Raw genomic sequence first — 24,227 nt, 5'->3', positions numbered from 1 at the left:
CGACGCCCGTACGGTCCCCTTTTGCTGCCGTCGTGCATTTGGTCTTTTTGCGACCGCCGAACTCTGTCGCGGCCGGGCATTCTTTGCATCGACGTGGGGCAGCGTAAGGATTTGGATGAAGAAATCAACAGCCCGTAGGTCAATGGACGTTATCGTGCCTCTTGGAGAAGCTTAATTAAGCGCCTGAATTAGCCTGTTTTCTGCTATTCGTCGCTGCAAAACGGTCATTGCGTGGCTTTCACGAAGCTATACGTCGAGCCGGAGGTGAATGGCGCTCAAATATCGCGTCCCTCAAAGACGTTTTGTATTCAATTTGCGTCGTTTCCGATTTCTCACCGCAAAGCGGAAAATTTTCAAAAAATTTTCGGATTCACTCTAATTTAAGCACTTAATAACCCTCCGGTAACGATGTCGGTTTATCAATCGATACGTGGCGGGGGACATACCGCTGCTTCCCTGGATCAGGTATTGCGTACCGGGGAGAGCGAACCTTGCGGTGTATGTGCAGGGCAGCCGGCGTTTTTGGCAAACCGCGTCGATCTCCGGATCGCGCGGTTTTCGCGCTTAAATAGCGCCGTTACGAGGCAGTTTCACGTGTGGGAGCGGCAATCCACTCCAATCCCGGCAATGATCAAAAAATAAAGCCGCCGGTGCTGTCGCATAGCGGCTTCTCACGGGTCGGATCGGCGGCTTGACGCGATATCAGCCAGCATTATAGGTGCGGATGAAGCCGACCGTGCCGAAGCGCGTATCGAGTTGCTGCAGGCGGTTCTCGGGGCGGTGAGCCGGAAGCTTGCCGTTCCAGGCGATCTGGATGGAATTCTGTCTGTTGAAGATGAAGAGCATTGGGGTATCCTCCGGGCCGGATCGGCCGTTTTCGTTGTTTGTTTTCGCGATGCAGATAATCCTCTCCTGCGTAACCCACAATGGATGAAATCGCCATCCGATGTCGCAAATAGAGGATATCGGTGGGTGATGTATTTTTGTATCGTGGCTGTGGGCTGCGAGCAGTGGGATCGCGGCGAAATCAAGGCGAAATCCAGCATTTTCAGTGGCTGTAGCATATCGAGGTGGTGGGGAATGACAAAAGCGATCATGCTGCAGGGAACCGGCTCGGATGTCGGAAAAACGGTATTGGTCGCGGGCTTGTGCCGGCTGTTCGCAAACAGGGGCGTGAGAGTGCGCCCGTTCAAGCCGCAGAACATGTCGAACAATGCCGCCGTTGCCGAAGATGGCGGCGAAATCGGACGCGCCCAGTGGCTGCAGTCGCTGGCGTCGCGCGTTCCCTCATCGGTTCACATGAATCCCGTATTGCTGAAGCCGCAATCGGAAACGGGCAGCCAGATCATCGTGCAGGGCAAGGTCTGGGGCCACGCCAAGGGCAGGGACTATCAGGCGCTCAAGCCGCAATTGCTGGGCGCCGTGCTCGAAAGCTTCGCAACGATGCGGGCGGGAACCGATCTCGTGATCGTCGAGGGGGCAGGTTCGCCCGCCGAAATCAATCTGCGGTGCGGCGACATCGCCAATATGGGCTTTGCGACACGCGCCAATGTCCCCGTCGTGCTGGTCGGCGACATAGACCGCGGCGGCGTGATCGCATCGCTGGTCGGCACATACCATATATTGCCCGAGGAAGACCGGCGGATGATCCGCGGTTATCTGATCAACAAGTTTCGTGGCGATATTTCGCTGTTCGGTGAGGGCATAGAGGCGATTGGCAGCTTCACGGGCTGGAAATGCCATGGTGTCGTGCCCTGGCTGAAGGCGGCGGCGCGTTTGCCGGCGGAGGATTCCGTTGTGCTGGAGCGGCTTGCCCGCGGCTCGTCCGGTGCATTGAAGGTCGCCGTGCCCGTGCTGTCACGCATCGCCAATTTCGACGATCTCGATCCGCTGCGGGCCGAACCGGATATCGATCTGGTCTTCGTCCGCGCTGGAGAGCGTTTGCCTGCCGATGCGGGACTGGTGGTGCTGCCGGGCTCGAAGTCTACGATCGGTGACCTGCTGGATCTGCGTGAACAGGGATGGGACCGCGATATAGCCGCGCATGTGCGCCGCGGTGGCCGCGTCATCGGCATTTGCGGCGGCTACCAGATGCTCGGCCATACGGTCCGTGATCCACTTGGCATTGAAGGATCAGTCACCGAAACGCCCGGATTGGGTCTGCTCGATATCGAGACGGAAATGGCGCCGGAAAAGACGGTGCGCAACAGCACGGCCGTTTCCAAGGAATATGACGTGCCGCTATCGGGCTATGAAATCCATCTCGGCGTGACGTGTGGTCCGGACTCCGAGCGGCCTTCGACTGTCATCGACGGACGGCCCGACGGAGCCGTATCGCCGGATGGTCGCGTCATGGGCACATATCTGCATGGGCTCTTCGGCAGCGACGCTTACCGGGCAAGGCTGCTGGCAAGCTTCGGCCTTTCCGGCGAGCGCATGAACTATCGCGCCAGCGTCGATGCGGCTCTGGACGACGTTGCGGCGGAGCTGGAAAGCGTGCTCGATCCCGCCTGGCTGGATAGCCTGGTAGCCGCCTAAAGTTCGCCGGAAACTTCCCGACGGCGGCGGTCGAGTTCTTCGCTGTAGCGACGCAGCGTATAGCTCTCCGTCAGCAGGCCGATGACCTTGCGTTCGATAAGGTCGTTGACCACGACGAGGGCTTCGCTCTTCGTCTGCTCGAACATGGCGGCTGCCTGCTTGGCGTTCATTTGCGGCTGCAGAAACTCGTTGCGCAGCTGAATGAAATCGGAAAGGCCGTGCTCCTCGTCCTCCTTTTCGATCGGGCTCGCATAGACGTCGGGCACGAGGACCATTCCGGAATATTTTTCGTTCTTGTCGACCAGGATGACGCGCTGCGCCGAGCCGATCGGGAAATTCTTGCGGAAGTCCTCGATGCTCATGTCGATGCTGGCGGTATGTACATCGGGGCGCATCATGCGCGCGACCGTCAGGTTGCGGATCCAGCCGACATCGTGAGCGCTGCGGATGCTCTCGCCGCGCAAGTGGAAGCGCCATGTGGCGAAGGAGTAACCGAAGGTCGTGCGCACCACCAGCGAGGAGGTGATGACGGCCGCCAGAACCAGGGCGGTGATTGGGAAATCCCCGGTGATTTCGAGCGCCAGGAACGTCATCGTCAGCGGCCCCCCGATGATCGCGACGGCAAGCGAGCTCATGCCGACCACTGCGTAGACGGCCGGCGTCAGCGTGGCGTGATCGAAATAGGGCGCGCAATAGGCGAAGATCTTGCCAAGCAGTGCGCCCATGAACAGGGAGGCAAAGAAGAGGCCGCCTCTGAAGCCGGAGCCGATCGAAACCGCTGATGCCAGGGATTTCAGGATGAAGACGCCGACAAGTGCGCCGAGCGTCACATCGGTCGAAAGGTTGAGATGCAGGGCGCCATGGCCGGCAGACAGAACCTGTGGCGAGATCAGCGCCAATGTTCCGACGACGAGGCCGCCAAGCGCGGGACGGAAGGGCGGCGCGATGGAGCTTTTGCGCGCCAGTTCCTCGACCCATGCGACGCCCTGCATGATCAGGATGCCGATACCGGCACAGAAGGCGCCGAGCAGGATGGCTGGAAGATAATCCGCCGGAACGATCGCCCCGAAATGATCGATATCGATGGCGAAATCGTCGCCGGCGAGCAGTCTTGCGATCATCGTCGATATCAGCGCCGAGACGACGACGGGTGTCAGGGTCACGATCGAATAGCTGCCGATGATCAGCTCGAAGGCGTAGAAGGCGCCGGTGAGCGGCGCGTTGAACGCGGCGGCGATGGCGCCGGCCGCGCCGCAGCCGACGAGCATGCGCAGGTCCGCGCGGCGCATCTGCATCTTGTAGCCGAATTTGGAGGCAATGCCGGCGGCAATCTGCGTATAGCCGGCTTCGAGCCCGACAGAGGCGCCAAATCCGTTCGAGATCAGATTCTGCACGGCAACGATGATACTATCGGTGAGCGACATGCGTCCGCCGTGCAGCGCATTGGCTTCGATCGGGTCGACCATCGGCTTCTTGCGCGTGCGCGATAATATGTAGAGCAGTATGCCGAGAATGATGCCGCCGGCGATCGGTGCGATGAACAATACCGATTTGTCCTGAATAGCCAACGCCGCCGAACTCAAGCGTTCGTAGTCGGTTATGCCGTAGATGACGCTATGAAGCTTGCGCGAGATATAGCTCATCGTCGTCACGGCGCAGCCGGATGCTATTCCTGCGAGCGCCCCGGCGAAAACAAGTCCCAATTCGCCACGACGCAGCAATGCCCTGAAGCGACCGAGATCGAATAGGGCCGAGAAGACGCCAAGGCGTCGCGGTTGGAATTTCTGTAACATGGGAAACGGACGATACGTGTTTATTCGAATGTGAGAGCCTACCCTCTATAAACCCCTAACATCAAAGAAATACGGCAAAAAAACCGCTGGTTTCGTGGGAATTTTCAGCCGATTTCGCAATCAGGACGGCTAAGGTCGCATCCGTACCGTTGATTGACTTGACGCAAGTGAAGGCCTAATCATTGCCGGCATAACGAATGGTTCCCGAGCGGCGATCTGCCGCATGGGATGAAAAGGGAATGTGTAGGGACGGACCCAATCCGGGCGTTCTCATCACAGCCGACCCCGCGACTGTAGAGCGGTCAGGGTCTTTCGTTCGGTTTGAATCCTACTCCGTCGATGGTTCGCATGGGGCGAACGGGGCGAGGCAGGCACAAATTGAAAAAGCCACTGGCGTGGCATCATGATCAACCGGGGCTGGACGCCTCTTGTTCTACGAATCGTCCGCCTTTTCATGATGCGTTGCCGGGAAGGCGAGAAAGATCCGCCGGCGTACGACTGGGGCGACCGATTTCGGTCCGCCCCCGTCGCAGCGCCTTATCCGCGAGCCAGGAGACCTGCCATGCGTGCCGGGCGCAGAGCCTGTCCTGGGACGTCAGTCCCGCTGCCAGCACGGAGGTTGTCATGGCGCAAGACGAGTTTTCGGCGTGTAGGCGCCCGTTTTCCGGTATCGGCTTGATGCCGACGAGCCTCGCTTTTGCGTGGGAGCGGCAATAGCGGATGTCGTCTTCAGCTTCCCAAGCAGTTTTCGTCCTCGGCGGCGCGCGTTCCGGCAAATCCAGGTTTGCCGAATCCCTGATTTCGGACATGGGGCTGGAACGTCACTATGTGGCGACCGGGCGGGCGTGGGATGACGAGATGCGCGAGCGCATCGCCCAGCATCGTGCCGACCGCGGCAACCTTTGGCAGACGCATGAGGAGCCGATCGATCTTGTGGCGCAACTTGCCGCGATCGACGCCGAGGGGCGGGCGGTGCTTGTCGACTGCCTGACGCTCTGGGTGACCAATCTGATGATGGCGGAGCGTGACATGGCGGCGGAATTTGCCGCGCTCACTCAATTTCTGCCGACCGCACGATCGCGGCTCGTTCTCGTGTCCAACGAGGTAGGCTTGGGAATCGTGCCGGAGAATCGCATGGCGCGAGAATTTCGCGATCATGCCGGCCGCCTGCACCAGATGGCCGCGGCGGCAAGTGCCGAAGTTTATCTTATCGCAGCGGGCCTCCCGCTGAAAATGAAGGGTTGATCCATATGAACCAGGAAAAGATTCCCGCCACCGTCATCACCGGCTTCCTAGGAGCCGGCAAGACGACGATGATCCGCAACCTCCTGCAGAACGCCGGCGGCAAGAAGATCGCGCTGATCATCAACGAATTCGGCGATCTCGGGGTCGATGGCGACGTGCTGAAGGGTTGCGGCGCGGAGAACTGCACCGAAGACGATATCATCGAATTGACCAATGGCTGCATCTGCTGCACCGTGGCCGACGATTTCATCCCCACCATGACGAAGCTGCTGGAGCGCGACGCGCGCCCGGATCACATCGTCATCGAGACCTCTGGCCTTGCGTTGCCGCAGCCGCTGGTCGCCGCCTTCAACTGGCCTGACATCCGCACCCACGTGACGGTGGACGGTGTCATTACCGTCGTCGATAGCGCGGCCGTTGCGGCCGGCCGTTTCGCCGACGATCACGACGCCGTCGAGGCCGCCCGCGTCGAGGACGATTCACTCGATCATGAAAGCCCGATCGAGGAACTGTTCGAGGATCAGCTGACCTGTGCCGATCTGATCGTGCTCAACAAGACCGATCTGATCGATGTCGATGGTCTCGGCCGCGTCCGCGCCGAGGTTGCCTCGCGCACGGCCCGCAAGCCGACGATCATCGAAGCCAGGAACGGCGACGTGCCGGCCGCCGTCCTGCTCGGCCTCGGCATCGGCACGGAAGGCGATATCGCGAACCGCAAATCGCATCACGAGCTGGAGCATGAGGATGGAACGCCGCACGATCACGACGAATTCGACAGCTTCGTCGTCGAACTCGGCCCGATTGCCGATCCGGCCGCCTTCGTCGATGCGCTGAAGGGCGTGATTGCGGAACATGACGTGCTGCGTCTCAAGGGCTTCGTGGATGTTCCGGGCAAGCCCATGCGCCTGCAGCTTCAGGCCGTTGGCAGCCGCATCGATACTTATTTCGATCGCGCCTGGATGCCGGGTGAAGCGCGCGCGACCCGGCTTGTGGTGATCGGCCTGCACGAGATGAACGAGACGATCGTTCGCAAAGCGATCGAAGCGCTGGTCTAAGGGAAATCCATGCATCTCCTCCTGGCTCAAAAGGGAACGATCAGCGACGGCGAAGAGGCGATCGATCTCGGGCAGTCGCCCGGCGATATTCTCTTCCTGTCGGCCGCCGATACCGAGCTTGCGGCGATTGCCGCAGCGCATCGCGAGGGCGACCGTTCCCTGCGGCTTGCAAGCCTGATGAGCCTCAAGCATCCCATGTCCGTCGATACCTATATCGACAGGACGGCGCGGCATGCGAAGCTCATCGTCGTGCGGGCGCTTGGTGGCGCGAGCTATTTCCACTATGCGCTGGAGGCGCTGCATGCCTGCGCTGCACGCCAGGGTGCCTTGATTGCGGTGCTGCCAGGGGATTCGAAGCCGGATCCGGGGCTGACACCTTTTTCCAACGTTGCGCTCGACGATCTCAACGCGCTCTGGTCCTATCTGATCGAGGGCGGCGAGACGAATTCGCGCGCGTTTCTTGCCTATGCCGAGGCGATACTCGCGGGCACCGAGAAGCCGATGCCTGCCGTGCCCTTGATGAAGGCCGGCATATGGTGGCCGGGCAGGGGCGTGATCGGCGTTGACGAATGGCGGAGGGTTTCCAATTCGGCCGTGGCGGTCCCGGAGGGACTCGAATCCCCGACTGTCGCGATTTCCTTCTACCGCGCTCTCGTCCAGAGCGGTGAAACCAAACCTGTCGAAGCTATGATCGAGGCGCTTATCGCCGAGGGAATGCGGCCGCTGCCGGTTTTTGCCTATAGCCTCAAGGATGCCGTATCCGTCGGCATTCTCGAAAGCGTCTTTACCGAGCTGCAGCCGGGCGTCGTCATCAATGCGACAGGCTTTGCAGTGTCGGCACCGGGCGCGGATCGGCAGGCGACGGTTCTGGAAACGGGTGATGCCGTCGTTCTGCAAGCCATCTTCTCGGCTTCGTCCAAAGAAGCCTGGGAAGCGTCGTCTCAAGGACTTTCGGCTCGCGATCTCGGCATGAATGTGGCGTTGCCCGAGGTCGACGGGCGCGTTCTCGCCCGCGCCGTATCCTTCAAGGCGGCGGCCCGCTATGACGAGCGTGTCGAGGCCAATATCGTTGCCAGCGAACCGCTTGAGGATCGCATGCGTTACACGGCGCGGCTGGCTGCCAATTGGGCGCGGCTGCGCAATACGCCGCCCGGCGATCGCCGCGTCGCGCTCGTCATGGCGAATTATCCCAATCGGGATGGACGTCTCGGCAATGGCGTCGGGCTCGATACGCCGGCCGGCACGATCGAGGTATTGAAGGCGATGAAGGCGGCAGGTTATGGCGTTGCCGATCTGCCTGCCGATGGCGATGCGCTGATGCGGCACCTGGCGGAAGGTCCGACAAATTCCGGCCATGATGGCCGCGTCGTTCGCGAGAGGCTTTCCTACAGCGACTATAAGGATTTCTTCTCGTCGCTTCCCAAACAGATTCAGAATGAGATCACGGCGCGCTGGGGCGATCCGGACGTCGATCCTTACGCGCTCGATGACGGTTTTGCCTTGCCGTTCGCCCGCTTCGGCGATATGCTTGTCGGCATCCAGCCGGCACGCGGCTACAATATCGATCCGAAGGAGAGCTACCACTCTCCCGATCTCGTGCCGCCGCACGGCTATCTGGCCTTCTATACTTTCCTGCGCCGCTCCTTCGATGCGCATGCAGTCATCCACATGGGCAAGCACGGCAATCTCGAATGGCTTCCCGGCAAGGCGCTGGCCTTGTCGGAAACCTGTTACCCGGAAGCGATCCTCGGGCCGCTGCCGAACCTCTATCCCTTCATCGTCAACGATCCCGGCGAGGGCACGCAGGCCAAGCGCCGCACGAGCGCCGTCATCATCGATCACCTGACGCCGGCGCTGACGCGCGCCGAAAGCTACGGTCCGCTGAAGGATCTCGAGGCGCTGGTCGACGAATATTACGAGGCTTCGGGCGGCGACCCCCGCCGCATTCGTCTGTTGCGCAAGCAGATCCTCGACCTCGTCGCCGATATCGGCTTGGATCAGGATGCGGGCATCGCCAAGGGCGAAGGCGAAGATGAGGCCTTGCGCAAACTCGATGCTTACCTCTGCGATCTCAAGGAAATGCAGATCCGCGATGGCTTGCACATTTTCGGCGTTTCGCCTTCCGGGCGGCTGCTGACGGATTTGACGGTGGCGCTGGCAAGGGTGCCGCGCGGTCTGGGCGAGGGTGGAGATCAGAGTCTGCAGCGCGCGATTGCACGGGATGCTTTTGTCAGCGTGGGGCATGGGGAGGGTACGGTACCCCCCTCTGCCGCGTTCGCGACATCTCCCCCACAGGGGGGGAGATTGGTTGCTCGTGGCACGGCATCGCCTCAAATGACTATCGAATCCGCTGACGCGATTGGTGATGCATCAGGAGAAGCGGGCAGCATACTCCCCCCAATCTCCCCCCTTGTGGGGGAGATGTCAGCGAAGCTGACACAGGGGGGCATCTCTCCACACAAGCCATTCGACCCTTTGGATTGCGACATGGCGGCCGAATGGACGGGGTCGCGCGCCGGCATCCTCCAAGATGTCTCCAACGCCCCATGGCGCACCCAAGGCGACACGGTCGAGCGCATCGAACTGCTGGCCGCAAAGCTCGTGGACGGCGAAATAGCCTGTCCCGACAACTGGCCAAACACCCGCCTGGTCCTCAGCGAGATCGCCGCAAAGCTCCAGCCCTCCATCCTCTCCTGCGGTGATGCCGAGATCGCAGCCCTGCTCAAGGGCCTCGACGGCCGTTTCGTTCCTCCCGGCCCCTCCGGCGCCCCGACGCGTGGCCGACCGGATGTTCTGCCGACGGGACGGAATTTCTATTCGGTCGATAGCCGCGCCGTGCCGACGCCGGCGGCTTACGAACTTGGCAAAAAATCGGCCGAGCTGCTGGTGCGCCGCTACGTTCAGGATCACGGCGAATGGCCCGTTTCCTTCGGGCTGACCGCCTGGGGCACGTCGAACATGCGCACGGGTGGCGACGATGTCGCGCAGGCGCTGGCACTGATCGGCGTCAAGCCCGTCTGGGATATGACGTCGCGCCGCGTCACCGGCTATGAGGTCATCCCGCCGGCCATGCTTGGGCGGCCGCGTGTCGATGTCACGTTGCGCATATCCGGCTTTTTCCGTGATGCATTTCCCGAGCAGATCGCCTTGTTCGACAAGGCTATCCGCGCCGTCGGCATGCTGGATGAAGATGCGGCCGACAATCCGATTGCAGCGCGCATGCGCGGCGAGATCGCGCGGCTTGAGGCAGCCGGACTGGACACGGCGTCTGCCAGCCGCAGGGCCGGTTATCGCATCTTCGGCTCCAAGCCCGGAGCCTACGGCGCCGGTCTGCAGGCGCTGATCGATGAGAAGGGCTGGGAGCGGCGTGCCGATTTGGCCGAGGCTTATCTCGTCTGGGGTAGCTATGCCTATGGCGCCGGCGAGGAAGGAAGAGCCGAGCGCGGCGTCTTCGAGGAGCGGTTGCGTTCGATCCAGGCGGTCGTGCAGAATCAGGACAATCGCGAGCATGACCTCCTCGACAGCGACGATTATTATCAATTCGAGGGCGGCATGGCTGCGGCGGCCGAACAACTTGGCGGCGCGCGTCCCTCGATCTACCACAATGATCATTCGAGGCCGGAAAAGCCTGTGATCCGCTCGCTTGAAGAGGAGATCGGCCGGGTCGTGCGCGGCCGCGTCGTCAATCCCAAGTGGATCGAGGGCATCATGCGCCATGGCTACAAAGGCGCCTTCGAGATTGCTGCAACGGTGGATTATCTCTTTGCCTTCGCCGCGACGACGGGTGCCGTGCGCAATCATCATTTCGAAGCCGTCTATCAGGCCTTTGTCGTTGATCAGCATGTGCGGGATTTCATGGGGGAGAAGAATCCGGCTGCGCTGAGGGACATGCGGGAACGTCTGCTGGAGGCGATCGACCGCAAGCTCTGGACGCCGAGAAGCAATTCGGCGCGATTCGATCTGGAAAGCCTGAAAGAGGGTAAGGAGGCGGCAGCATGAGTGCGGTCGACGAGCTTTTGGCCGCCTTTCGGGATTATCTGCGGTCGCGCAGCGATCCGTTACTGCGGCATTTTCTCGAGGGGTTCGATTGGCCGATGGAGGAGCGGTCGCTTGCGGCATGCGATCTTCCCGCGGTGGCCTATCTTCGCACGCGCAATCGAGCTGCCAGCGGGGCGGAAGGGGCTCTGCTCGACGGGCTTTATCGCTCCGCTGATTTGCTTCATTGGGCCCAGACCTACGGCGTCACCGATTTCGGCAGCGATTTCCTGCAGCGATATGGCTGGGTGGAGTTGTTCGGTACGCGCGGGCATTTCGCAAGCGAAGAGATGGCGGGCGGCTTCCTGCTGCTCGGTCCCGATGTGCATTATCCGGACCATCATCATGAGGCGGAGGAGATCTATATTCCGCTGACCGACGGCTCGTTATGGAGCAAGGATGCCCAGCCGTTCCTGCCGCGCTGGTCGGGCGAGATCATCCATCACCCCTCGAATATCCGCCACGCGATGCGCACGGAAGACCAGCCCCTTGTTGCGCTTTACCTCTGGCGTGGCGGACCGCTGACACAGAAATCGATCATATCAGGGAGAATGCAATGAGCGACGAATTGGCCGAAACCGGCGCGGATGTCCCGAAGAACGACGACGCCCGTCACGCCGACAAGATGGCGAAGAAGAAGGCCGCCCGCGACAAGATCATGGCGACCAAGACAGACGAGAAGGGCCTGATCATCGTCCATACCGGCAAGGGCAAGGGAAAGTCTTCCTCCGCCTTCGGCATGATCTTCCGCCACATCGCCCATGGAAAGCCGAGTGCGGTGGTGCAGTTCATCAAGGGCGCCATGTGGACCGGTGAGCGCGATTTGATCGAGAAGCATTTCTCCGATCTTTGCCAGTTTCACACGATGGGCGAGGGCTTCACATGGGAGACTCAGGATCGCGCGCGCGACGTGGCGGCGGCGTCCGCTGCCTGGGAAAAGGCCAAGGAACTGATCCGCGACGAACGCAACTCCATGGTGCTGCTGGATGAGATCAATATCGCGCTGCGATACGACTATCTCGATATCCATGAGGTGCTTGAGTTCCTCAAGAACGAGAAGCCTTACATGACCCATGTGGTTCTGACGGGCCGCAATGCCAAGGAGGAGCTGATCGAGATTGCCGATCTCGTGACCGAGATGGAATTGATCAAGCATCCTTTCCGTTCGGGCATCAAGGGCCAGCCGGGCGTCGAGTTCTGATCGCCCGCCGCGCGTTCAACTGCCCGGCAGCATCCTCTTCAGCGCTTCCGCCGTATGGGGATTCGCGGGAAAGAAGGATTCGATTGCGAGTTCCGACAGCGTGACATCGACAGGCGTTCCGAAGACAGTCGTGGTGGATAGAAACGAGAGATGTCCCGCCTCGGTGACAAGCTCCAGAGGTACGGCAATGCCGGCGAAATCCCGCTCCGGAACCGCCGATTTCGGCGCAGGCGGTGCGGGATAGGCCGACAGTTCCGCAAGCAGTTTTATCAGGATGGGATCGCCGGTCGCCGATATCTGTTGGCGTAGGCGCTCCAACAGATGTGCCCGCCATTCGGCTAGATTGGCGATGCGGGATGCCAGACCTTGGGGATGCAGGCTCAATCGCAGGACGTTAACCGGCCCCTGGGTCAACGAGACATCGAGGACACCGGCAAGCAGGGGCGCAACGGCGGCATTGGCGGCGGTCAGTGTCCAGTGCCGGTCGACCGCCAGAGCCGGGAAGGGTTCGTGTCCCTTCAGCAGCATGTCGATGGCGCGCCGTGCCGGCGCAAGCGCAGGGTCGTCCAGCTTGCGTTCGGGAAAGACCGGAGCAAATCCGGCCGCCAGAAGCATGGGGTTACGGTCGCGCAAGGGTACGCCGAGCCGTTCTGCGAGATGCATCAGCATCTCGCGGCTCGGAAGCGCCCGCCCGCTCTCGATGAAGCTCAGATGTCGCTGCGATATATTGGCTTCGAGGGCGAATTCGAGCTGGCTCATGCGGCGGCGTTGCCGCCATTCGCGCAGATGATCGCCGAGAGAGCGGGCCGGGTTCATCATGCGGCAGCCGGCAGCTGATCGATGAAGCCGTGAACGGATTTCAGTCGCTCGCCTTCGAGGATGGCGAAATCCGTGCCCTTGATCAGCGGCTCGGCGTCGGCCGGGCCGAAGCCCCAGGAGAAGCGAAGATTGTCGCCATGGCGGTCGCCCTCGGTGATGAGCGTGAAACGGAAGCCGGGGAAGCGCTCATGGGCGGCTGTGACCAGCGCATGAATCTGCTCCCGATTATCGGCGCGCATCATCGGATCGACATAGCTGCAGTTTTCCGTCCAAGCCTCGGCAATGAGCGCACGGCGGCGTTCCGTGTCGGCCTCGTTCCAGATGGCGATATAGCGGCGTGCGATGGTGTTTGCGTCAGTCATCGGTCAACTCCTTTTGGATCGCCTGAACCGTTCAGGCAGGGCGATCATCGGTGAGTACCGAAGCACTATCAATTACGTCGGAGGTAATCAAAGGTCCGCTTTTAAAGGCCGAGCCAAATCCTGACGGGATGAGTGGGGTCTGCCAGCAGCTTGATTGCAAAGGCGATGCAGACGACGACCAGCAACGGTTTGATCAGCTTGGCGCCGATGCGCATGGCAAGCCGCGAGCCGAGCTGCGCGCCGAGGAATTGGCCAAGCCCCATCGTCAGCCCGATTTTCCAAAGGATAGCGCCGGAGAAGATGAAGACGATGAGGCCGCCGAGGTTCGATCCGAAATTGAGCAGTTTCGTATGCGCCGTCGCCTTCAAAAGGCCGAAGCCGGCGAGGGTCACGAAGGCGAGCATCAGGAACGAGCCGGTGCCGGGGCCGAACGCGCCGTCATAGAAGCCGATCAACGGCACGAGTGTCACGCCGAAGAGCCCGGCGCTCATGCGCCGATGCTTTTCGACGTCGCCGAGATTGGGTTTCAGGGCGAAATAGAGGGCGATTGCAATCAGCAGAATGGGCAGGATGATGCGCAGGACCTGACTTGGCATGATTGTCGCCAGCATCGCGCCGAGCATGCCGCCGATGACGGCCATCAACGCCATCGGAAGCTGCTCGCGAAGCTTGACGTGTCCCTGTCGGGCATAAGCGATCGTAGCCGAAGCCGCGCCGCAGATGGACTGCACCTTGTTCGTGCCGAGGGTTTGCAGCGGCGGAATGCCTGACAGCAGCATGGCGGGGACGGTAATCAGCCCGCCGCCGCCAGCAATGGAATCGACGAAACCGGCGAAGAATGCTGCAGCGAAGAGCGAAAGCAGGATCTGAATTGTGATATCTGGCAAGGCGGGGGAACTCTGAGGCGGGAAATCACCGGCCTTCTGGCACTTCGCCCGCCGCAAGGCAATTGCTATCAGGACACACCAGGCGAAATTGACGTGCCAAAAGGTGCCCGCTACAGCTGTCCTATCGGTCGATGCTGTTGGGAGCGACTATGACGACATATGCCAACTCCACCCGCCGCTATCTCCTGGGTCTTGGCTGCGAGCGCGGCACGGACTGGAATGAGGTGCGGATGCTTGCGGAAAGAGCATTCCACGAGGTCGGAATCGGGAGTGATCAGGTTCTGGCCGTTGTATCGATCGACACGCGCATGGACGAACCGGCCATCCTTGAGACCGCCAAGCATTTTCGTCTTCCGGCACGCTTCTTCAAGGCGGCCGCATTGGAGCGGGAGACGCCCAGACTGAAGAACCCCTCCGAGATCGTTTTCGCTCATGTCGGTTGTCACGGCGTTGCCGAGGCTGCGGCGCTGGCGGCCGCCGGCCCGGATTCCGAGCTTGTGCTTCCCAAGATCAAGTCCGGCTTTGCCACGGCGGCCATCGCCCGGATCACCTGAGCGGCGAATTCGCAACGCAAGTCTCGCAAATGATCCGCAGGAGATCCCGACGGCATTTCACCGCCGGCTATTCTCGTGTATGCCGGTAGGTCAAGCGCTGATCCCAAGCGGAGGAAACTTCCGGAAGATCATGCTTATTCAGTATGTTGGTAAGGAAAAATCATGCATAAGGTCATCTATGATACCGATCCTGGCGTCGACGACGCCATGGCGCTTCTCTTTTTGCATCGTCACCCGGGTATCGACCTTCTCGGCGTGACGACGGTTTTCGGCAATGCCTCCGTGGATACGACGACGCGTAACGCGCTGTTCCTGAAGCGCGAGTGGAATATTCCATGCCCGGTCGCGCGCGGCGCCAGCGTTACCTTCGATCCGTCGCGGCACGAGCGTCCCTGGCCGACGATGGTTCACGGCCATAACGGTCTCGGCGACATCGACGTGCCCGACACGATCGATTTGCCGACGGATCCGCGGCCGGCCTATCAGTTCATCATCGACACGGTTCGCGCCCATCCGGGGGAGGTGACCCTGGTCGCCGTCGGCCGCATGACCAATCTGGCATTGGCATTGAAGCACGATCCGGAAATCGCCAAGCTCGTGAAGGGCGTTGTCATCATGGGCGGCAATTTCTATGTGCCGGGCAATGTCTCTCCGGTCGCGGAAGCCAATATTCACGGCGATCCGGAAGCCGCCGATTTCGTCATGACGGCGGCCTGGAAGGTGGTCGTGGTCGGTCTTGACGTGACGTCGGTGACGACCATGAGCCGCAGCTATCTCGCCGATATGGCGAAAGCGGGCGGACCTTCGGTGCAGCTCCTGGCCGACTTGTCGCAGTCCTACATCGATTTTTACAAGCATGCGGTCGAAGACGGCATGATGGTCCACGATAGCTGCGCTTGCGTCTATGTCGTGGCCCCGGAGCTGTTCGACACGATCGAGGGTTCGATCCGCGTCGTCTGCGGCGGCATTGCCGATGGTCAGACTGTCATCAAGCCAGCCGGCCGCCACTTTCCGCCGGGTGATTGGGACAATCTGCCGAACCAGATCGCTTGCATCGGCATCCGCTCGCAGCAGGTTCTCGATCTGATACGCGACGCGATTTTGGGCAAGGTGAAGCACTAAGCTCCGTGAAGGGGTCGATTGGGCCCCTTCACCCATCCTATCAAGACCCCGTATGAGTTTCCCGGTATGTTGGGTCGGATGCCATGCGATCGACGTGTTTTGTTCCCTGTCGCCGTTGGAAAAGCCCATAGCGTGTTGCCGCTCATGCTGCGGGGATATGTGGCGTAATGTTTGCAGCGGGAGCGACGTCGAACCGAGATCGTCTTATCCCGTTCTCAACATTGCAATTTCGCCCGGCCGGGCATAGGACACATGGGATGAACGATACTGCTTTTTCCACTCTGCCGGCCTTGGAGCCGGGGTCGGTCTGGCTCGTTGGCGCCGGGCCGGGCGATCCAGGGCTTTTGACCCTGCTGGCCGCCAAGGGATTGGCGGAGGCTGATGTCATCGTGCACGATGCGCTTGTCAACGAGGATTGCCTGAAGCTCGCCCGCCCGGGCGCTATGCTGGAATATGCCGGCAAGCGCGGCGGCAAGCCATCGGCCAAGCAGCGGGACATTTCCCTGCGGCTGGTGGAACTGGCGCGGTCAGGCAAGCGCGTATTGCGCCTCAAGGGCGGCGACCCCTTCGTTTTCGGGCGGGGCGGCGAGGAGGCGCTGATGCTCGTTCAGCACGGCATTCCTTTCCGCATCGTGCCCGGCATTACCGCCGGGATCGGCGGCCTTGCCTATGCCGGCATTCCGGTTACCCATCGCGACGTCAACCACGCCGTAACCTTCCTCACCGGCCACGATTCGTCCGGCGTGGTGCCCGATGCGATCGACTGGGAGGCGATCGGCAAGGGATCGCCCGTTATCGTTATGTATATGGCAATGAAGCATATCGCGCAGATCAGCGCCAATCTTATCGCGGCCGGCCGTTCGGCGGACGAGGCGATTGCCTTCGTCTGCAATGCGGCGACGCCCTCCCAGCAAGTGCTGGAGACGACGCTTGGGCGTGCGGCTGCCGATGTCGAAGCGTCCGGTCTCGAGCCGCCCGCCATCGTCGTTGTCGGCGAGGTGGTGAAGCTGCGGCCATCGCTCGACTGGCTGGGCGCGCTTTCCGGCCGCACCCTGGTGCCGCCGACCGAAAGGCCCGGCGAGAGCGGACGCAAGGTGCCGGCATGAGCGGACTTCTGATCGCTGCACCCTCGTCAGGCTCCGGCAAGACCACATTTACGCTTGGTCTGCTGCGAGCATTGAGAAACAGGGGTGTAGCGGTCGCGCCCGGGAAGGCTGGACCCGACTATATCGATCCCGCCTTCCATGCCGCGGCGGTCGGATCAGCCTGCCTCAATTTCGATCCCTGGGCCATGCGCGCCGAGCTCATTTCCGCGAATTCGGAGCTTCATCGGGCCGGCGGGCGGATGCTTGTGATCGAAGGGATGATGGGTCTCTTCGATGGTGCTGCCGATGGCACGGGCACGCCGGCCGATCTCGCCGCCTTGCTCGGTCTATCCGTCGTGCTCGTGGTCGATTGCTCGCGCATGTCCCAATCGGTTGCGGCCGTCGTCATCGGCCTTGCCAATTTCCGCGCCGATATCCGCATCGCCGGTGTGGTGCTCAATCGTGTCGCCAGCGACAGGCATGAGAAGATGTTGCGCCAGGCGCTGAATGCGGTGCGTATGCCTGTTATCGCCGTTATCCGCAGCGATGCAAACCTGGCCTTGCCGGAACGGCATCTGGGCCTGGTTCAGGCTGGAGAGCATGGGGCGCTCGAGCAGTTTATCGAGGCGGCGGCGGAGGTCGTGTCGAAAGCATGCGATTTCGAGCTGCTCTTACGGGCTGCGCAGCGGCATCTCGTTCGCACCTCAGCGGCCAATATTGCCCGCCTTATGCCGTTCGGCCAGCGTATTGCCGTGGCGCGCGATATCGCCTTCGCCTTCTGCTACGAGCATATGCTGCTCGGCTGGAAGCGCCGCGGTGCGGAAATATCCTTTTTTTCTCCGCTCGCGGATGAAGCCCCTTCGGACGATGCCGATGCCATCTATCTGCCGGGCGGCTATCCGGAATTGCACGCCGGAAAGCTCACCGCCGCGCAGCATTTCCAGAATGGCGTCAAGGCCGCAGCCGCGCGTGGTGCGCGCATTTATGGTGAGTGCGGCGGGTATATGGTGCTCGGCGAGGGTCTTGTGGATGCGGCAGGCACCCGTCACGGGATGCTCGGCCTGCTGCCCGTCGTCACCAGCTACGAAAAACGGCAGCGTCATCTCGGCTATCGACGCGTGGTGCCGCTTGCCGGCTCTTTCTTCGAAAAGCCGATGACGGCGCACGAGTTTCATTATTCGACCATCGTATCGGAAGGCGAGGCAGACCGTCTGTTTGCGGTCAGGGATGCGCTCAACGAGGATCTGGGTACCGCCGGCCTGCAGCGCGCCAATGTCGCCGGCTCCTATATGCATCTGATCGATCTTGCCGACGAGGCCGCATGACGAACAGGATTATCCATGGCGGCGGCATCACAGCGGCGGCGCGTCAGTATGGCGGGCGGCCGGAGGATTGGCTGGATCTGTCGACCGGCATCAATCCCAATCCGGTGACATTGCCGGAGATTCCGGCTGCCGCATGGCACCGGCTGCCGGATCAGCATTTGCAGGAGCGTGCACGCGAGGCGGCAAGGGGCTATTATCGCAGCGGCGATATTCTGCCGCTGCCGGTTCCAGGCACGCAGTCCGTCATTCAATTGCTTCCGAGGCTCGTCACCGGCGGCAGGGTTGCGATCTTTTCGCCGACCTATGGCGAATATGCGCGCGCCTTCACGTCGGCCGGCCTGCAGGTTCGCCAGATTTCGACGGTTGCCGAACTCACCGCCGACGACAGGCTGGTCGTAGCCGTCAATCCCAACAATCCCGATGGGCGGATGCTCCCCATCGAGGAATTGCGGGAACTGCATGACAGGCAGCGCGAGCAGGGCGGTATTCTTTTAGTCGACGAGGCTTTCGGCGATATCGAACCGGCGGCAAGCATGGCGCCTTTTGCCACCTCTATGCCGAATCTGATTATCTTCCGCTCCTTCGGAAAGTATTTCGGCCTGGCCGGCCTGCGCCTTGGCTTCGCAATTGCCGAAGACTCGATCCTGACGCGCTTCGAGGATTGGCTTGGGCCCTGGGCGGTTTCCGGCCCGGCCCTTTCGATTGCTGCTTCCCTTATGGAAAGCGATACAAGCGCCATACGAAAGCTTGTTCTTCAGCGGCACTCGGCGCTGCAGACGGTTCTTCGCCGCGGTAAGCTGCAGGTTGCGGGAGGTACGGCGCTATTTGCTCTTGTTGCAGACGACCGGGCCGAGGGCATATATACGCATCTTTGCCGTCATCATATTCTCGTCCGCAAGTTCGATTACGCCCCCAATTGGCTCCGCTTCGGACTGGCTCCGGATGAGAAGGCAGATGAAAGACTCGCCGCGGTATTAGAGGATTATTCGACATGACCGCCGACGAACATTTGCTCATTCTGGTCCTTGCCTTGCTGCTTGATCGTGTCGTCGGCGATCCCGAATGGCTTTGGCAGCGCTTTCCGCATCCGGTCGTGCTGTTCGGCAAAGCGATTTCCGCTTTCGATCGCCGGTTCAACGCAAAGCATCTGCCCGGCGTGCTTCGCCGCCGCAACGGTGTCATGTCGATCGTCGCGCTGCTCATGGGAGCGGTGATCGCCGGTTGGGCCATTCACGGATTTCTCGTCTTTTTCGGCTGGCTCGGCATATTGGTAGAGGCGGGGCTGGTGGCGGTTTTCATGGCGCAGAAGAGTCTTGCCGATCATGTCGGCGAGGTATCGCGGGCCTTGCGCGCCGATGGTCTGGAAGGCGGGCGTCTTGCCGTATCGCGCATCGTCGGCCGCGACCCAGAGACCCTGGACGAGCCGGGTATCTGCCGCGCGGCCATCGAAAGCCTTGCCGAGAATTTTTCCGACGGCGTGGTCGCGCCGGCCCTATGGTACGGTTTTTTCGGCCTTCCGGGCCTGTTTTTCTACAAGATGCTGAACACCGCCGATTCGATGATCGGGCACAAGTCCGAGACCTATGTCGATTTCGGCCGTGCTGCCGCGCGTCTCGACGATATCGCCAACTGGCCGGCCGCGCGCCTCTCCATCCTGTTGATTGCTGCCGGCGCTCTGGTGAAGCGCGGAATCTCCGCGCTTGGAAATGCGATCCGCATCGCCGTCCGCGACGGCGGACTACATCGCTCGCCCAACTCGGGCAGACCGGAAGCGGCGATGGCCGGTGCCCTCGATATTCAGCTCGCCGGCCCGCGAATCTACGGCGGCGAGCTCGTGCGCGAACCGATGATCAATGGCGCCGGCCGCGATACGGCAACCGTCAGCGATATCGACGCGGGCATTTCCATCTTCTATTGTGCTTGCTCGATGCTGACGCTTCTCGCTTTCCTGGGATTCCTGGTGCTCCTGTGAGCATCCAAATTAATCAATCGCTCACCATATGTATTAAGTTGGTATAATCAGCATAGCGATAGACTCTCCCTTCGTCTGAATTGCTTCAAGAAGAGGCAAACGGTCGGAGGGGCAAGATGAAGGGTATCGCGTTAGCAGTAACGGCATCTCTATGCATGCAATTCAGCGCCATTTCGGCTTACGCCGGAACTGTTGTTGCAGTGGTCGATCTTCGATCGCAAACAATGACCGTTTCCGAAGATGGAGCTCTGAAGTATCGCTGGCGAGTGTCGACGGCGCGCAGAGGTTATGTAACGCCGATTGGTTCCTATACGGCCAAATGGCTGTCGAAGGATCACCGCTCGAAGAAATACGACGATGCGCCGATGCCCTATGCCGTATTTTTCAACGGCGGCTATGCCGTTCACGGCACCTATGAGGTGCGTCAGCTCGGCCGGCCGGCATCGCATGGCTGCGTGCGGCTCGATACCCGCAATGCCGCCACCTTCTTTGCGATGGCGGCTGACGCTGGGCTTCACAATACGCGCATCGTGATCAGCGAATGATCTTTAGCGAATACGCGCGCTTCGCCGTTGCGGTTCGGCCGCAATGCTGCCGTATCTCGCGTCCATGTCGCGCATGATTTCATAGTTATGACGCGACTGTCATTTTGCTGTTTGCGCAACAGTGGCTTGCCAAATTGCCGGGGTTTCTGGTGGAAACCATTGGCTTTTGGAATGGATTTCCCTATGAGGGGATGAATTATTATTTCAAGAGGTATGGGCAGTGACTGCTACATTTGACAAAGTTGCCGACATTATCGCTGAAACCAGCGAGATCGACCGTGACACCATCACCCCGGATAGCCACACGATCGACGACCTCGGCATCGACAGCCTGGACTTCCTGGATATCGTTTTTGCGATCGACAAGGAATTCGGCATCAAGATCCCGCTCGAGCAGTGGACGCAGGAAGTCAACGAAGGCAAGGTTTCGACCGAAGAGTACTTCGTGCTGAAGAATCTCTGCGCCAAGATCGATGAGCTGCGCGCCGCCAAGGGCTGAGCTACATCCTTATATTTTTTTGCCGCCCAGCCGCCCATGAATATGGCGGCCGGGCGGTTTCATTCTTAAATAGCGTATCCCGCCCGGCGCGTCCTTTGTTGCCGAGTTGGATCGGAGGCGTTGATGCTGCTGGAATATTTCCAGATGATTGACAGGGTCGAATCTGTCGATCTGTCCAAGGGCCGGCTGAAGGCTCATTCCATCGTTCCGGCGAAAAGCCCGGTCTTCGAAGGCCATTTCCCGGGCATGCCGCTGGTTCCAGGCGTTCTCCTCATCGAAACGATGGCGCAGGCTTCGGGCATGCTCGTGCTTGCGGCGACAAAATTTGCCTATATGCCATTCCTGATGTCGGTCGATGGCGCCAAGATGCGGACCTTCGTGGAGCCGGAAGCCGAACTCGACATCGAAGCCGATCTGGAGCACGAGGGCTCGGGCTTTGCCGTCACCAAGGCGCGTATTACCATCGGTGGAAAGAAGGTCTGCGATGCTCAGTTGAAGCTGCGGACCATGCCGTTTAATGAGGTGCCGCTCGGCGATATCGTGCGCAAGCGGGCGGGCGAGGTCGGACTTCTCGACGCCATCGCCGCCAACGGTTGATGCTCCCGGCTTGTCCGGCGCCGCATTCGAAGAGGATTGATGAATGAGCAAGGCTCAGAATGATGTGGTCATCACGGGTATCGGCATTGTTACCTGCCAGGGCGTCGGCAAGGATGCGCATGTCGCCCTGCTGAAGGCGGACAAGGCGCCGGCGGCCATCGTCGAAACCGAGAAATTCAAACCCTATCCCGTGCATCCGCTGCCTGAAATCGACTGGTCGCAGCAGATCCCGAAGCGCGGCGATCAGCGTCAGATGGAAAACTGGCAGCGCATCGGCGTCTTCACTGCCGGCCTGGCGCTCGACGATGCCGGCTTCAAGGACGATCTCGAAGCATGCGGTACCATGGACATGATCGTCGCGGCCGGGGGCGGTGAGCGCGATACCAATGTCGATACGCTGATCGTCAATGAGGGCCTGAAGCGCAATGACCGCGAACTGCTGCTGAACGAGAAGCTGACGACCGAATTGCGGCCGACCCTGTTCCTGGCGCAGCTTTCGAACCTGCTTGCCGGCAATATCTCCATCGTACACAAGGTCACGGGTTCGTCGCGCACTTTCATGGGCGAAGAGGCCTCGGGTATTTCCGCCGTCGAGACGGCTTTCCATCGCATCAAGTCCGGCGAATCGAGCCATGCTCTCGTGGGCGGCGCTTTCTCTGCCGAGCGCCTGGACATGATCCTGCTGATCGAGTCGATCAATGCGCATGCTCTCGGCGACTGGCATCCGATCTGGTCGCGCAAGCCGGAAGATGGCGGCGGCATGATCATGGGTTCGCTGAGCGCCTTCCTCGTTCTTGAATCGCGTGCGCATGCCGAAGATCGTGGCGCGCATATCTATGCGACGATCGATGCGGTCGAAGGCGATCGCGGCCGGCGTGACGACGGCAAGCTCGAAGCGCGGCTGGAGCGCATGCTCGCACCCGCCAAGCAGGCGCCCAGCGATGCGACGGTCGTCTTCTCCGGTACGACGGCCATCCCCGATCTCGCCCAGCGTGAAAAAGCCGTGATCGAGGCACAGCTTCCGGAGGCGGCCATCCGCGCCTATTCCGGCGTTTCCGGGCATGGGCTCGAGGGCCAATTTCCGCTCGGGCTCGCCTTAGCGGCGCTGGCCGTCGCCAATAACGCCAAGGTGCCGCCCTTCGACGCGGCGCATGAAAAGCCGATGGCGACGGGCGCACGCAAAGCCGTGGTAACTACCGTCGGCCATGCGCGCGGCGAAGGTATCGCCGTACTGTCAGCCGAAGCGTAAGGAACAGGATATGACCGCTTACAAGGATCATCTCGGACGTCCGATCGTCGCCGTCACCGGCATGGGGATCATAACGTCGTTGGGGCAGGGCCTGGAGGATAACTGGAATGCGCTGTCTTCGGGCACGTCGGGCATTCACGGGATTACGCGCTTCCCGACGGACGGCCTTTCCACGCGGATCGCCGGCACGGTGGATTTCATCAATATTCCCGCTCCGAACGCCGTCGAGCGCTCCTACGCTTTTGCTCGTGAAACGACCATCGAAGCTCTGGCCCAGGCCGGGATTTCCGGTGATTTCGACGCACCGCTGTTCCTGGCTGCGCCGCCGATCGAACCCGAATGGAGCGCCCGCTTCGAGCTGGCCGACCGCTCTCCTCCGGCGGATCACGAGGGCGATGCATATGAACGCTTCCTTGCCGCCATGCGCCAGCGCCCGGACCCGGCCTTCCATGAAGCGGCTCTTTTCGGCGCCATTTCCGAGCGCCTTGCCGACCGCTTCGGTACGCGCGGCTTGCCGGTGACGCTGTCGACGGCCTGTGCATCTGGCGTGACTGCAATCCAGCTCGGTATCGAGGCGATCCGTCAGGGCCGCACCACGCGGGCGCTGACGGTTGCAACCGACGGTTCCTTGAGCGCGGAGGCTCTGATCCGCTTCTCGCTGCTGTCGGCGCTGTCGACGCAGAACGATCCGCCGACCAAGGCATCCAAGCCCTTCAGCAAGGATCGTGACGGCTTTGTCATCGCCGAAGGGGCTGCAACACTGGTACTGGAATCGCTCGAAGCAGCAGTTGCGCGCGGCGCCAAGATCCTCGGCATCATGAAAGGCGCCGGCGACAAGGCCGATTCCTTCCATCGCACGCGGTCTTCGCCGGACGGCGGCCCGGCGATCGCGACGATCCGCGCAGCACTTGCCGATGCAGGCATGGCGGAGGCCGATATCGGTTACATCAACGCTCACGGCACTTCGACGCCGGAAAACGACAAGATGGAATATGGCGCGATGTCTGCTGTCTTCGGTGAGCGGCTTCCGACCATTCCGGTCTCGTCGAACAAGTCGATGATCGGTCATACCTTGACCGCTGCGGGTGCAGTCGAGGCGGTATTCTCGCTGCAGACGATGCTGACCGGCACGTTGCCGCCGACCATCAACTACAACAATCCGGATCCGTCCATTATTCTCGACGTGGTGCCGAACAAGAAGCGTGAAAAGCAGGTGAATGCCGTCCTTTCGAACTCCTTCGGGTTCGGCGGTCAGAACGCCAGCCTTGTCATGGCCCTTGAACCGGCTTAAGCGGACATCTGAAAAATTGGATATAACTGCGCCCGAGGGGCGAGGGACTTTGT

At 61.0% G+C, this 24,227-nt stretch carries 22 protein-coding genes and 1 riboswitch; of the genes, 17 read left to right on the top strand and 5 right to left on the bottom strand.

Translation table 11 applies throughout. The features are described from left to right. Window positions 1-702: 702 nt before the first annotated feature. Window positions 703-846 carry a hypothetical protein gene (locus C7U61_RS19515; RefSeq protein ID WP_181315834.1) on the bottom strand — a complete coding sequence of 48 codons (144 nt, stop codon included), beginning with the start codon at window positions 844-846 and terminating at the stop codon, window positions 703-705. 234 nt (window positions 847-1,080) lie between these two features. On the opposite strand from C7U61_RS19515, the gene C7U61_RS11165 reads away from it, so the two are divergent. Continuing rightward, entirely contained in the window at window positions 1,081-2,538 is a 1,458-nt protein-coding gene (locus C7U61_RS11165; protein WP_106998154.1) for a cobyric acid synthase, read from the top strand. On the opposite strand, the gene C7U61_RS11160 is transcribed toward C7U61_RS11165, so the two are convergent. Then, window positions 2,535-4,331: a chloride channel protein gene (locus C7U61_RS11160; RefSeq protein WP_106998153.1), complete on the bottom strand. Its 1,797-nt coding sequence runs from the start codon at window positions 4,329-4,331 to the stop codon at window positions 2,535-2,537. The genes C7U61_RS11165 and C7U61_RS11160 overlap by 4 nt on opposite strands. A gap of 181 nt (window positions 4,332-4,512) precedes the next feature. Next, window positions 4,513-4,911: riboswitch (cobalamin riboswitch) on the top strand. A gap of 140 nt (window positions 4,912-5,051) precedes the next feature. Here C7U61_RS11160 and cobU point away from each other — a divergent pair. The 5 genes from cobU to cobO are packed head-to-tail and all read left to right on the top strand — an operon-like array spanning window position 5,052 to window position 11,867. After that, window positions 5,052-5,576 carry a bifunctional adenosylcobinamide kinase/adenosylcobinamide-phosphate guanylyltransferase gene (gene cobU / locus C7U61_RS11155; protein ID WP_106998152.1) on the top strand — a complete coding sequence of 175 codons (525 nt, stop codon included), beginning with the start codon at window positions 5,052-5,054 and terminating at the stop codon, window positions 5,574-5,576. Window positions 5,577-5,581: 5 nt separating this feature from the next. After that, window positions 5,582-6,631 (top strand): cobalamin biosynthesis protein CobW, encoded by a 1,050-nt coding sequence (gene cobW, locus C7U61_RS11150; protein WP_106999058.1) that lies wholly within the window; start codon window positions 5,582-5,584, stop codon window positions 6,629-6,631. A gap of 9 nt (window positions 6,632-6,640) precedes the next feature. Next, window positions 6,641-10,630 carry a cobaltochelatase subunit CobN gene (gene cobN, locus C7U61_RS11145; protein ID WP_106998151.1) on the top strand — a complete coding sequence of 1,330 codons (3,990 nt, stop codon included), beginning with the start codon at window positions 6,641-6,643 and terminating at the stop codon, window positions 10,628-10,630. Further along, window positions 10,627-11,226, top strand: coding sequence for a dimethylsulfonioproprionate lyase family protein (locus C7U61_RS11140; RefSeq protein WP_106998150.1), 600 nt, complete (start codon window positions 10,627-10,629; stop codon window positions 11,224-11,226). The genes cobN and C7U61_RS11140 overlap by 4 nt, the downstream gene beginning before the upstream one ends. Further along, a complete protein-coding gene (cobO, locus tag C7U61_RS11135) occupies window positions 11,223-11,867 on the top strand; it encodes a cob(I)yrinic acid a,c-diamide adenosyltransferase (RefSeq protein WP_106998149.1) in 645 nt (214 codons plus the stop codon). The genes C7U61_RS11140 and cobO overlap by 4 nt, the downstream gene beginning before the upstream one ends. A 15-nt stretch (window positions 11,868-11,882) precedes the next feature. On the opposite strand, the gene C7U61_RS11130 is transcribed toward cobO, so the two are convergent. The 3 genes from C7U61_RS11130 to C7U61_RS11120 all read right to left on the bottom strand — a co-directional run bounded on the left by C7U61_RS11130 (window position 11,883) and on the right by C7U61_RS11120 (window position 13,935). Continuing rightward, a complete protein-coding gene (locus C7U61_RS11130) occupies window positions 11,883-12,686 on the bottom strand; it encodes a helix-turn-helix transcriptional regulator (RefSeq protein WP_106998148.1) in 804 nt (267 codons plus the stop codon). Beyond that, window positions 12,683-13,048 carry a nuclear transport factor 2 family protein gene (locus tag C7U61_RS11125; protein WP_106998147.1) on the bottom strand — a complete coding sequence of 122 codons (366 nt, stop codon included), beginning with the start codon at window positions 13,046-13,048 and terminating at the stop codon, window positions 12,683-12,685. The genes C7U61_RS11130 and C7U61_RS11125 overlap by 4 nt, the downstream gene beginning before the upstream one ends. A 101-nt stretch (window positions 13,049-13,149) precedes the next feature. After that, window positions 13,150-13,935, bottom strand: a complete 786-nt coding sequence (locus tag C7U61_RS11120; protein WP_106998146.1) for a TSUP family transporter — start codon at window positions 13,933-13,935, stop codon at window positions 13,150-13,152. A 149-nt stretch (window positions 13,936-14,084) separates the two neighbouring features. Here C7U61_RS11120 and C7U61_RS11115 point away from each other — a divergent pair, with 149 nt between their 5' ends. The 11 genes from C7U61_RS11115 to C7U61_RS11065 all read left to right on the top strand — a co-directional run bounded on the left by C7U61_RS11115 (window position 14,085) and on the right by C7U61_RS11065 (window position 24,174). Continuing rightward, window positions 14,085-14,489 carry a cobalamin biosynthesis protein gene (locus C7U61_RS11115; protein WP_106998145.1) on the top strand — a complete coding sequence of 135 codons (405 nt, stop codon included), beginning with the start codon at window positions 14,085-14,087 and terminating at the stop codon, window positions 14,487-14,489. Window positions 14,490-14,651: 162 nt separating this feature from the next. Continuing rightward, window positions 14,652-15,611: a nucleoside hydrolase gene (locus tag C7U61_RS11110; protein WP_106998144.1), complete on the top strand. Its 960-nt coding sequence runs from the start codon at window positions 14,652-14,654 to the stop codon at window positions 15,609-15,611. A 257-nt stretch (window positions 15,612-15,868) separates the two neighbouring features. After that, window positions 15,869-16,717, top strand: coding sequence for a uroporphyrinogen-III C-methyltransferase (gene cobA, locus C7U61_RS11105; RefSeq protein WP_106998143.1), 849 nt, complete (start codon window positions 15,869-15,871; stop codon window positions 16,715-16,717). Beyond that, window positions 16,714-18,021 carry a cobyrinate a,c-diamide synthase gene (locus C7U61_RS11100; protein ID WP_106998142.1) on the top strand — a complete coding sequence of 436 codons (1,308 nt, stop codon included), beginning with the start codon at window positions 16,714-16,716 and terminating at the stop codon, window positions 18,019-18,021. The genes cobA and C7U61_RS11100 overlap by 4 nt, the downstream gene beginning before the upstream one ends. After that, window positions 18,018-19,016 (top strand): threonine-phosphate decarboxylase CobD, encoded by a 999-nt coding sequence (gene cobD, locus C7U61_RS11095; RefSeq protein ID WP_106998141.1) that lies wholly within the window; start codon window positions 18,018-18,020, stop codon window positions 19,014-19,016. The genes C7U61_RS11100 and cobD overlap by 4 nt, the downstream gene beginning before the upstream one ends. Continuing rightward, window positions 19,013-19,993, top strand: coding sequence for an adenosylcobinamide-phosphate synthase CbiB (gene cbiB, locus C7U61_RS11090; RefSeq protein WP_106998140.1), 981 nt, complete (start codon window positions 19,013-19,015; stop codon window positions 19,991-19,993). Before cobD ends, cbiB begins: the two co-directional genes overlap by 4 nt. A gap of 116 nt (window positions 19,994-20,109) precedes the next feature. After that, window positions 20,110-20,538 carry a L,D-transpeptidase gene (locus C7U61_RS11085; protein ID WP_106998139.1) on the top strand — a complete coding sequence of 143 codons (429 nt, stop codon included), beginning with the start codon at window positions 20,110-20,112 and terminating at the stop codon, window positions 20,536-20,538. Between the two features lie 220 nt (window positions 20,539-20,758). Continuing rightward, entirely contained in the window at window positions 20,759-21,037 is a 279-nt protein-coding gene (locus C7U61_RS11080; RefSeq protein WP_069613139.1) for an acyl carrier protein, read from the top strand. A 123-nt stretch (window positions 21,038-21,160) separates the two neighbouring features. Then, the gene (locus tag C7U61_RS11075; RefSeq protein WP_106998138.1) at window positions 21,161-21,634 is read left to right on the top strand and encodes a 3-hydroxyacyl-ACP dehydratase FabZ family protein; all 474 of its coding nucleotides are present in this window, start codon (window positions 21,161-21,163) and stop codon (window positions 21,632-21,634) included. 43 nt (window positions 21,635-21,677) lie between these two features. Continuing rightward, on the top strand, window positions 21,678-22,883 hold the full coding sequence (locus C7U61_RS11070) for a beta-ketoacyl-ACP synthase (protein WP_106998137.1): 1,206 nt from the start codon (window positions 21,678-21,680) through the stop codon (window positions 22,881-22,883). Window positions 22,884-22,893: 10 nt separating this feature from the next. After that, a complete protein-coding gene (locus C7U61_RS11065) occupies window positions 22,894-24,174 on the top strand; it encodes a beta-ketoacyl-ACP synthase (protein WP_106998136.1) in 1,281 nt (426 codons plus the stop codon). The last annotated feature ends 53 nt before the right edge of the window (window positions 24,175-24,227 follow it).

Origin of the sequence: Rhizobium sp. JAB6, assembly GCF_003024605.1 — a bacterium.
Taxonomy (GTDB): Bacteria; Pseudomonadota; Alphaproteobacteria; order Rhizobiales; family Rhizobiaceae; genus Rhizobium.
This window is presented reverse-complemented; position numbering and strand designations above follow the sequence as displayed.

Excerpts from the sequence above, each read along its gene's own strand:
- C7U61_RS19515 (WP_181315834.1), bottom strand. The coding sequence starts at position 846 with ATGCTCTTCATCTTCAACAGACAGAATTCCATCCAGATCGCCTGGAAC.
- C7U61_RS11165 (WP_106998154.1), top strand. The coding sequence starts at position 1,081 with ATGACAAAAGCGATCATGCTGCAGGGAACCGGCTCGGATGTCGGAAAA.
- C7U61_RS11160 (WP_106998153.1), bottom strand. The coding sequence starts at position 4,331 with ATGTTACAGAAATTCCAACCGCGACGCCTTGGCGTCTTCTCGGCCCTA.
- cobU (WP_106998152.1), top strand. The coding sequence starts at position 5,052 with ATGTCGTCTTCAGCTTCCCAAGCAGTTTTCGTCCTCGGCGGCGCGCGT.
- cobW (WP_106999058.1), top strand. The coding sequence starts at position 5,582 with ATGAACCAGGAAAAGATTCCCGCCACCGTCATCACCGGCTTCCTAGGA.
- cobN (WP_106998151.1), top strand. The coding sequence starts at position 6,641 with ATGCATCTCCTCCTGGCTCAAAAGGGAACGATCAGCGACGGCGAAGAG.
- C7U61_RS11140 (WP_106998150.1), top strand. The coding sequence starts at position 10,627 with ATGAGTGCGGTCGACGAGCTTTTGGCCGCCTTTCGGGATTATCTGCGG.
- cobO (WP_106998149.1), top strand. The coding sequence starts at position 11,223 with ATGAGCGACGAATTGGCCGAAACCGGCGCGGATGTCCCGAAGAACGAC.
- C7U61_RS11130 (WP_106998148.1), bottom strand. The coding sequence starts at position 12,686 with ATGATGAACCCGGCCCGCTCTCTCGGCGATCATCTGCGCGAATGGCGG.
- C7U61_RS11125 (WP_106998147.1), bottom strand. The coding sequence starts at position 13,048 with ATGACTGACGCAAACACCATCGCACGCCGCTATATCGCCATCTGGAAC.
- C7U61_RS11115 (WP_106998145.1), top strand. The coding sequence starts at position 14,085 with ATGACGACATATGCCAACTCCACCCGCCGCTATCTCCTGGGTCTTGGC.
- C7U61_RS11110 (WP_106998144.1), top strand. The coding sequence starts at position 14,652 with ATGCATAAGGTCATCTATGATACCGATCCTGGCGTCGACGACGCCATG.
- cobA (WP_106998143.1), top strand. The coding sequence starts at position 15,869 with ATGAACGATACTGCTTTTTCCACTCTGCCGGCCTTGGAGCCGGGGTCG.
- C7U61_RS11100 (WP_106998142.1), top strand. The coding sequence starts at position 16,714 with ATGAGCGGACTTCTGATCGCTGCACCCTCGTCAGGCTCCGGCAAGACC.
- cobD (WP_106998141.1), top strand. The coding sequence starts at position 18,018 with ATGACGAACAGGATTATCCATGGCGGCGGCATCACAGCGGCGGCGCGT.
- cbiB (WP_106998140.1), top strand. The coding sequence starts at position 19,013 with ATGACCGCCGACGAACATTTGCTCATTCTGGTCCTTGCCTTGCTGCTT.
- C7U61_RS11085 (WP_106998139.1), top strand. The coding sequence starts at position 20,110 with ATGAAGGGTATCGCGTTAGCAGTAACGGCATCTCTATGCATGCAATTC.
- C7U61_RS11075 (WP_106998138.1), top strand. The coding sequence starts at position 21,161 with ATGCTGCTGGAATATTTCCAGATGATTGACAGGGTCGAATCTGTCGAT.
- C7U61_RS11070 (WP_106998137.1), top strand. The coding sequence starts at position 21,678 with ATGAGCAAGGCTCAGAATGATGTGGTCATCACGGGTATCGGCATTGTT.
- C7U61_RS11065 (WP_106998136.1), top strand. The coding sequence starts at position 22,894 with ATGACCGCTTACAAGGATCATCTCGGACGTCCGATCGTCGCCGTCACC.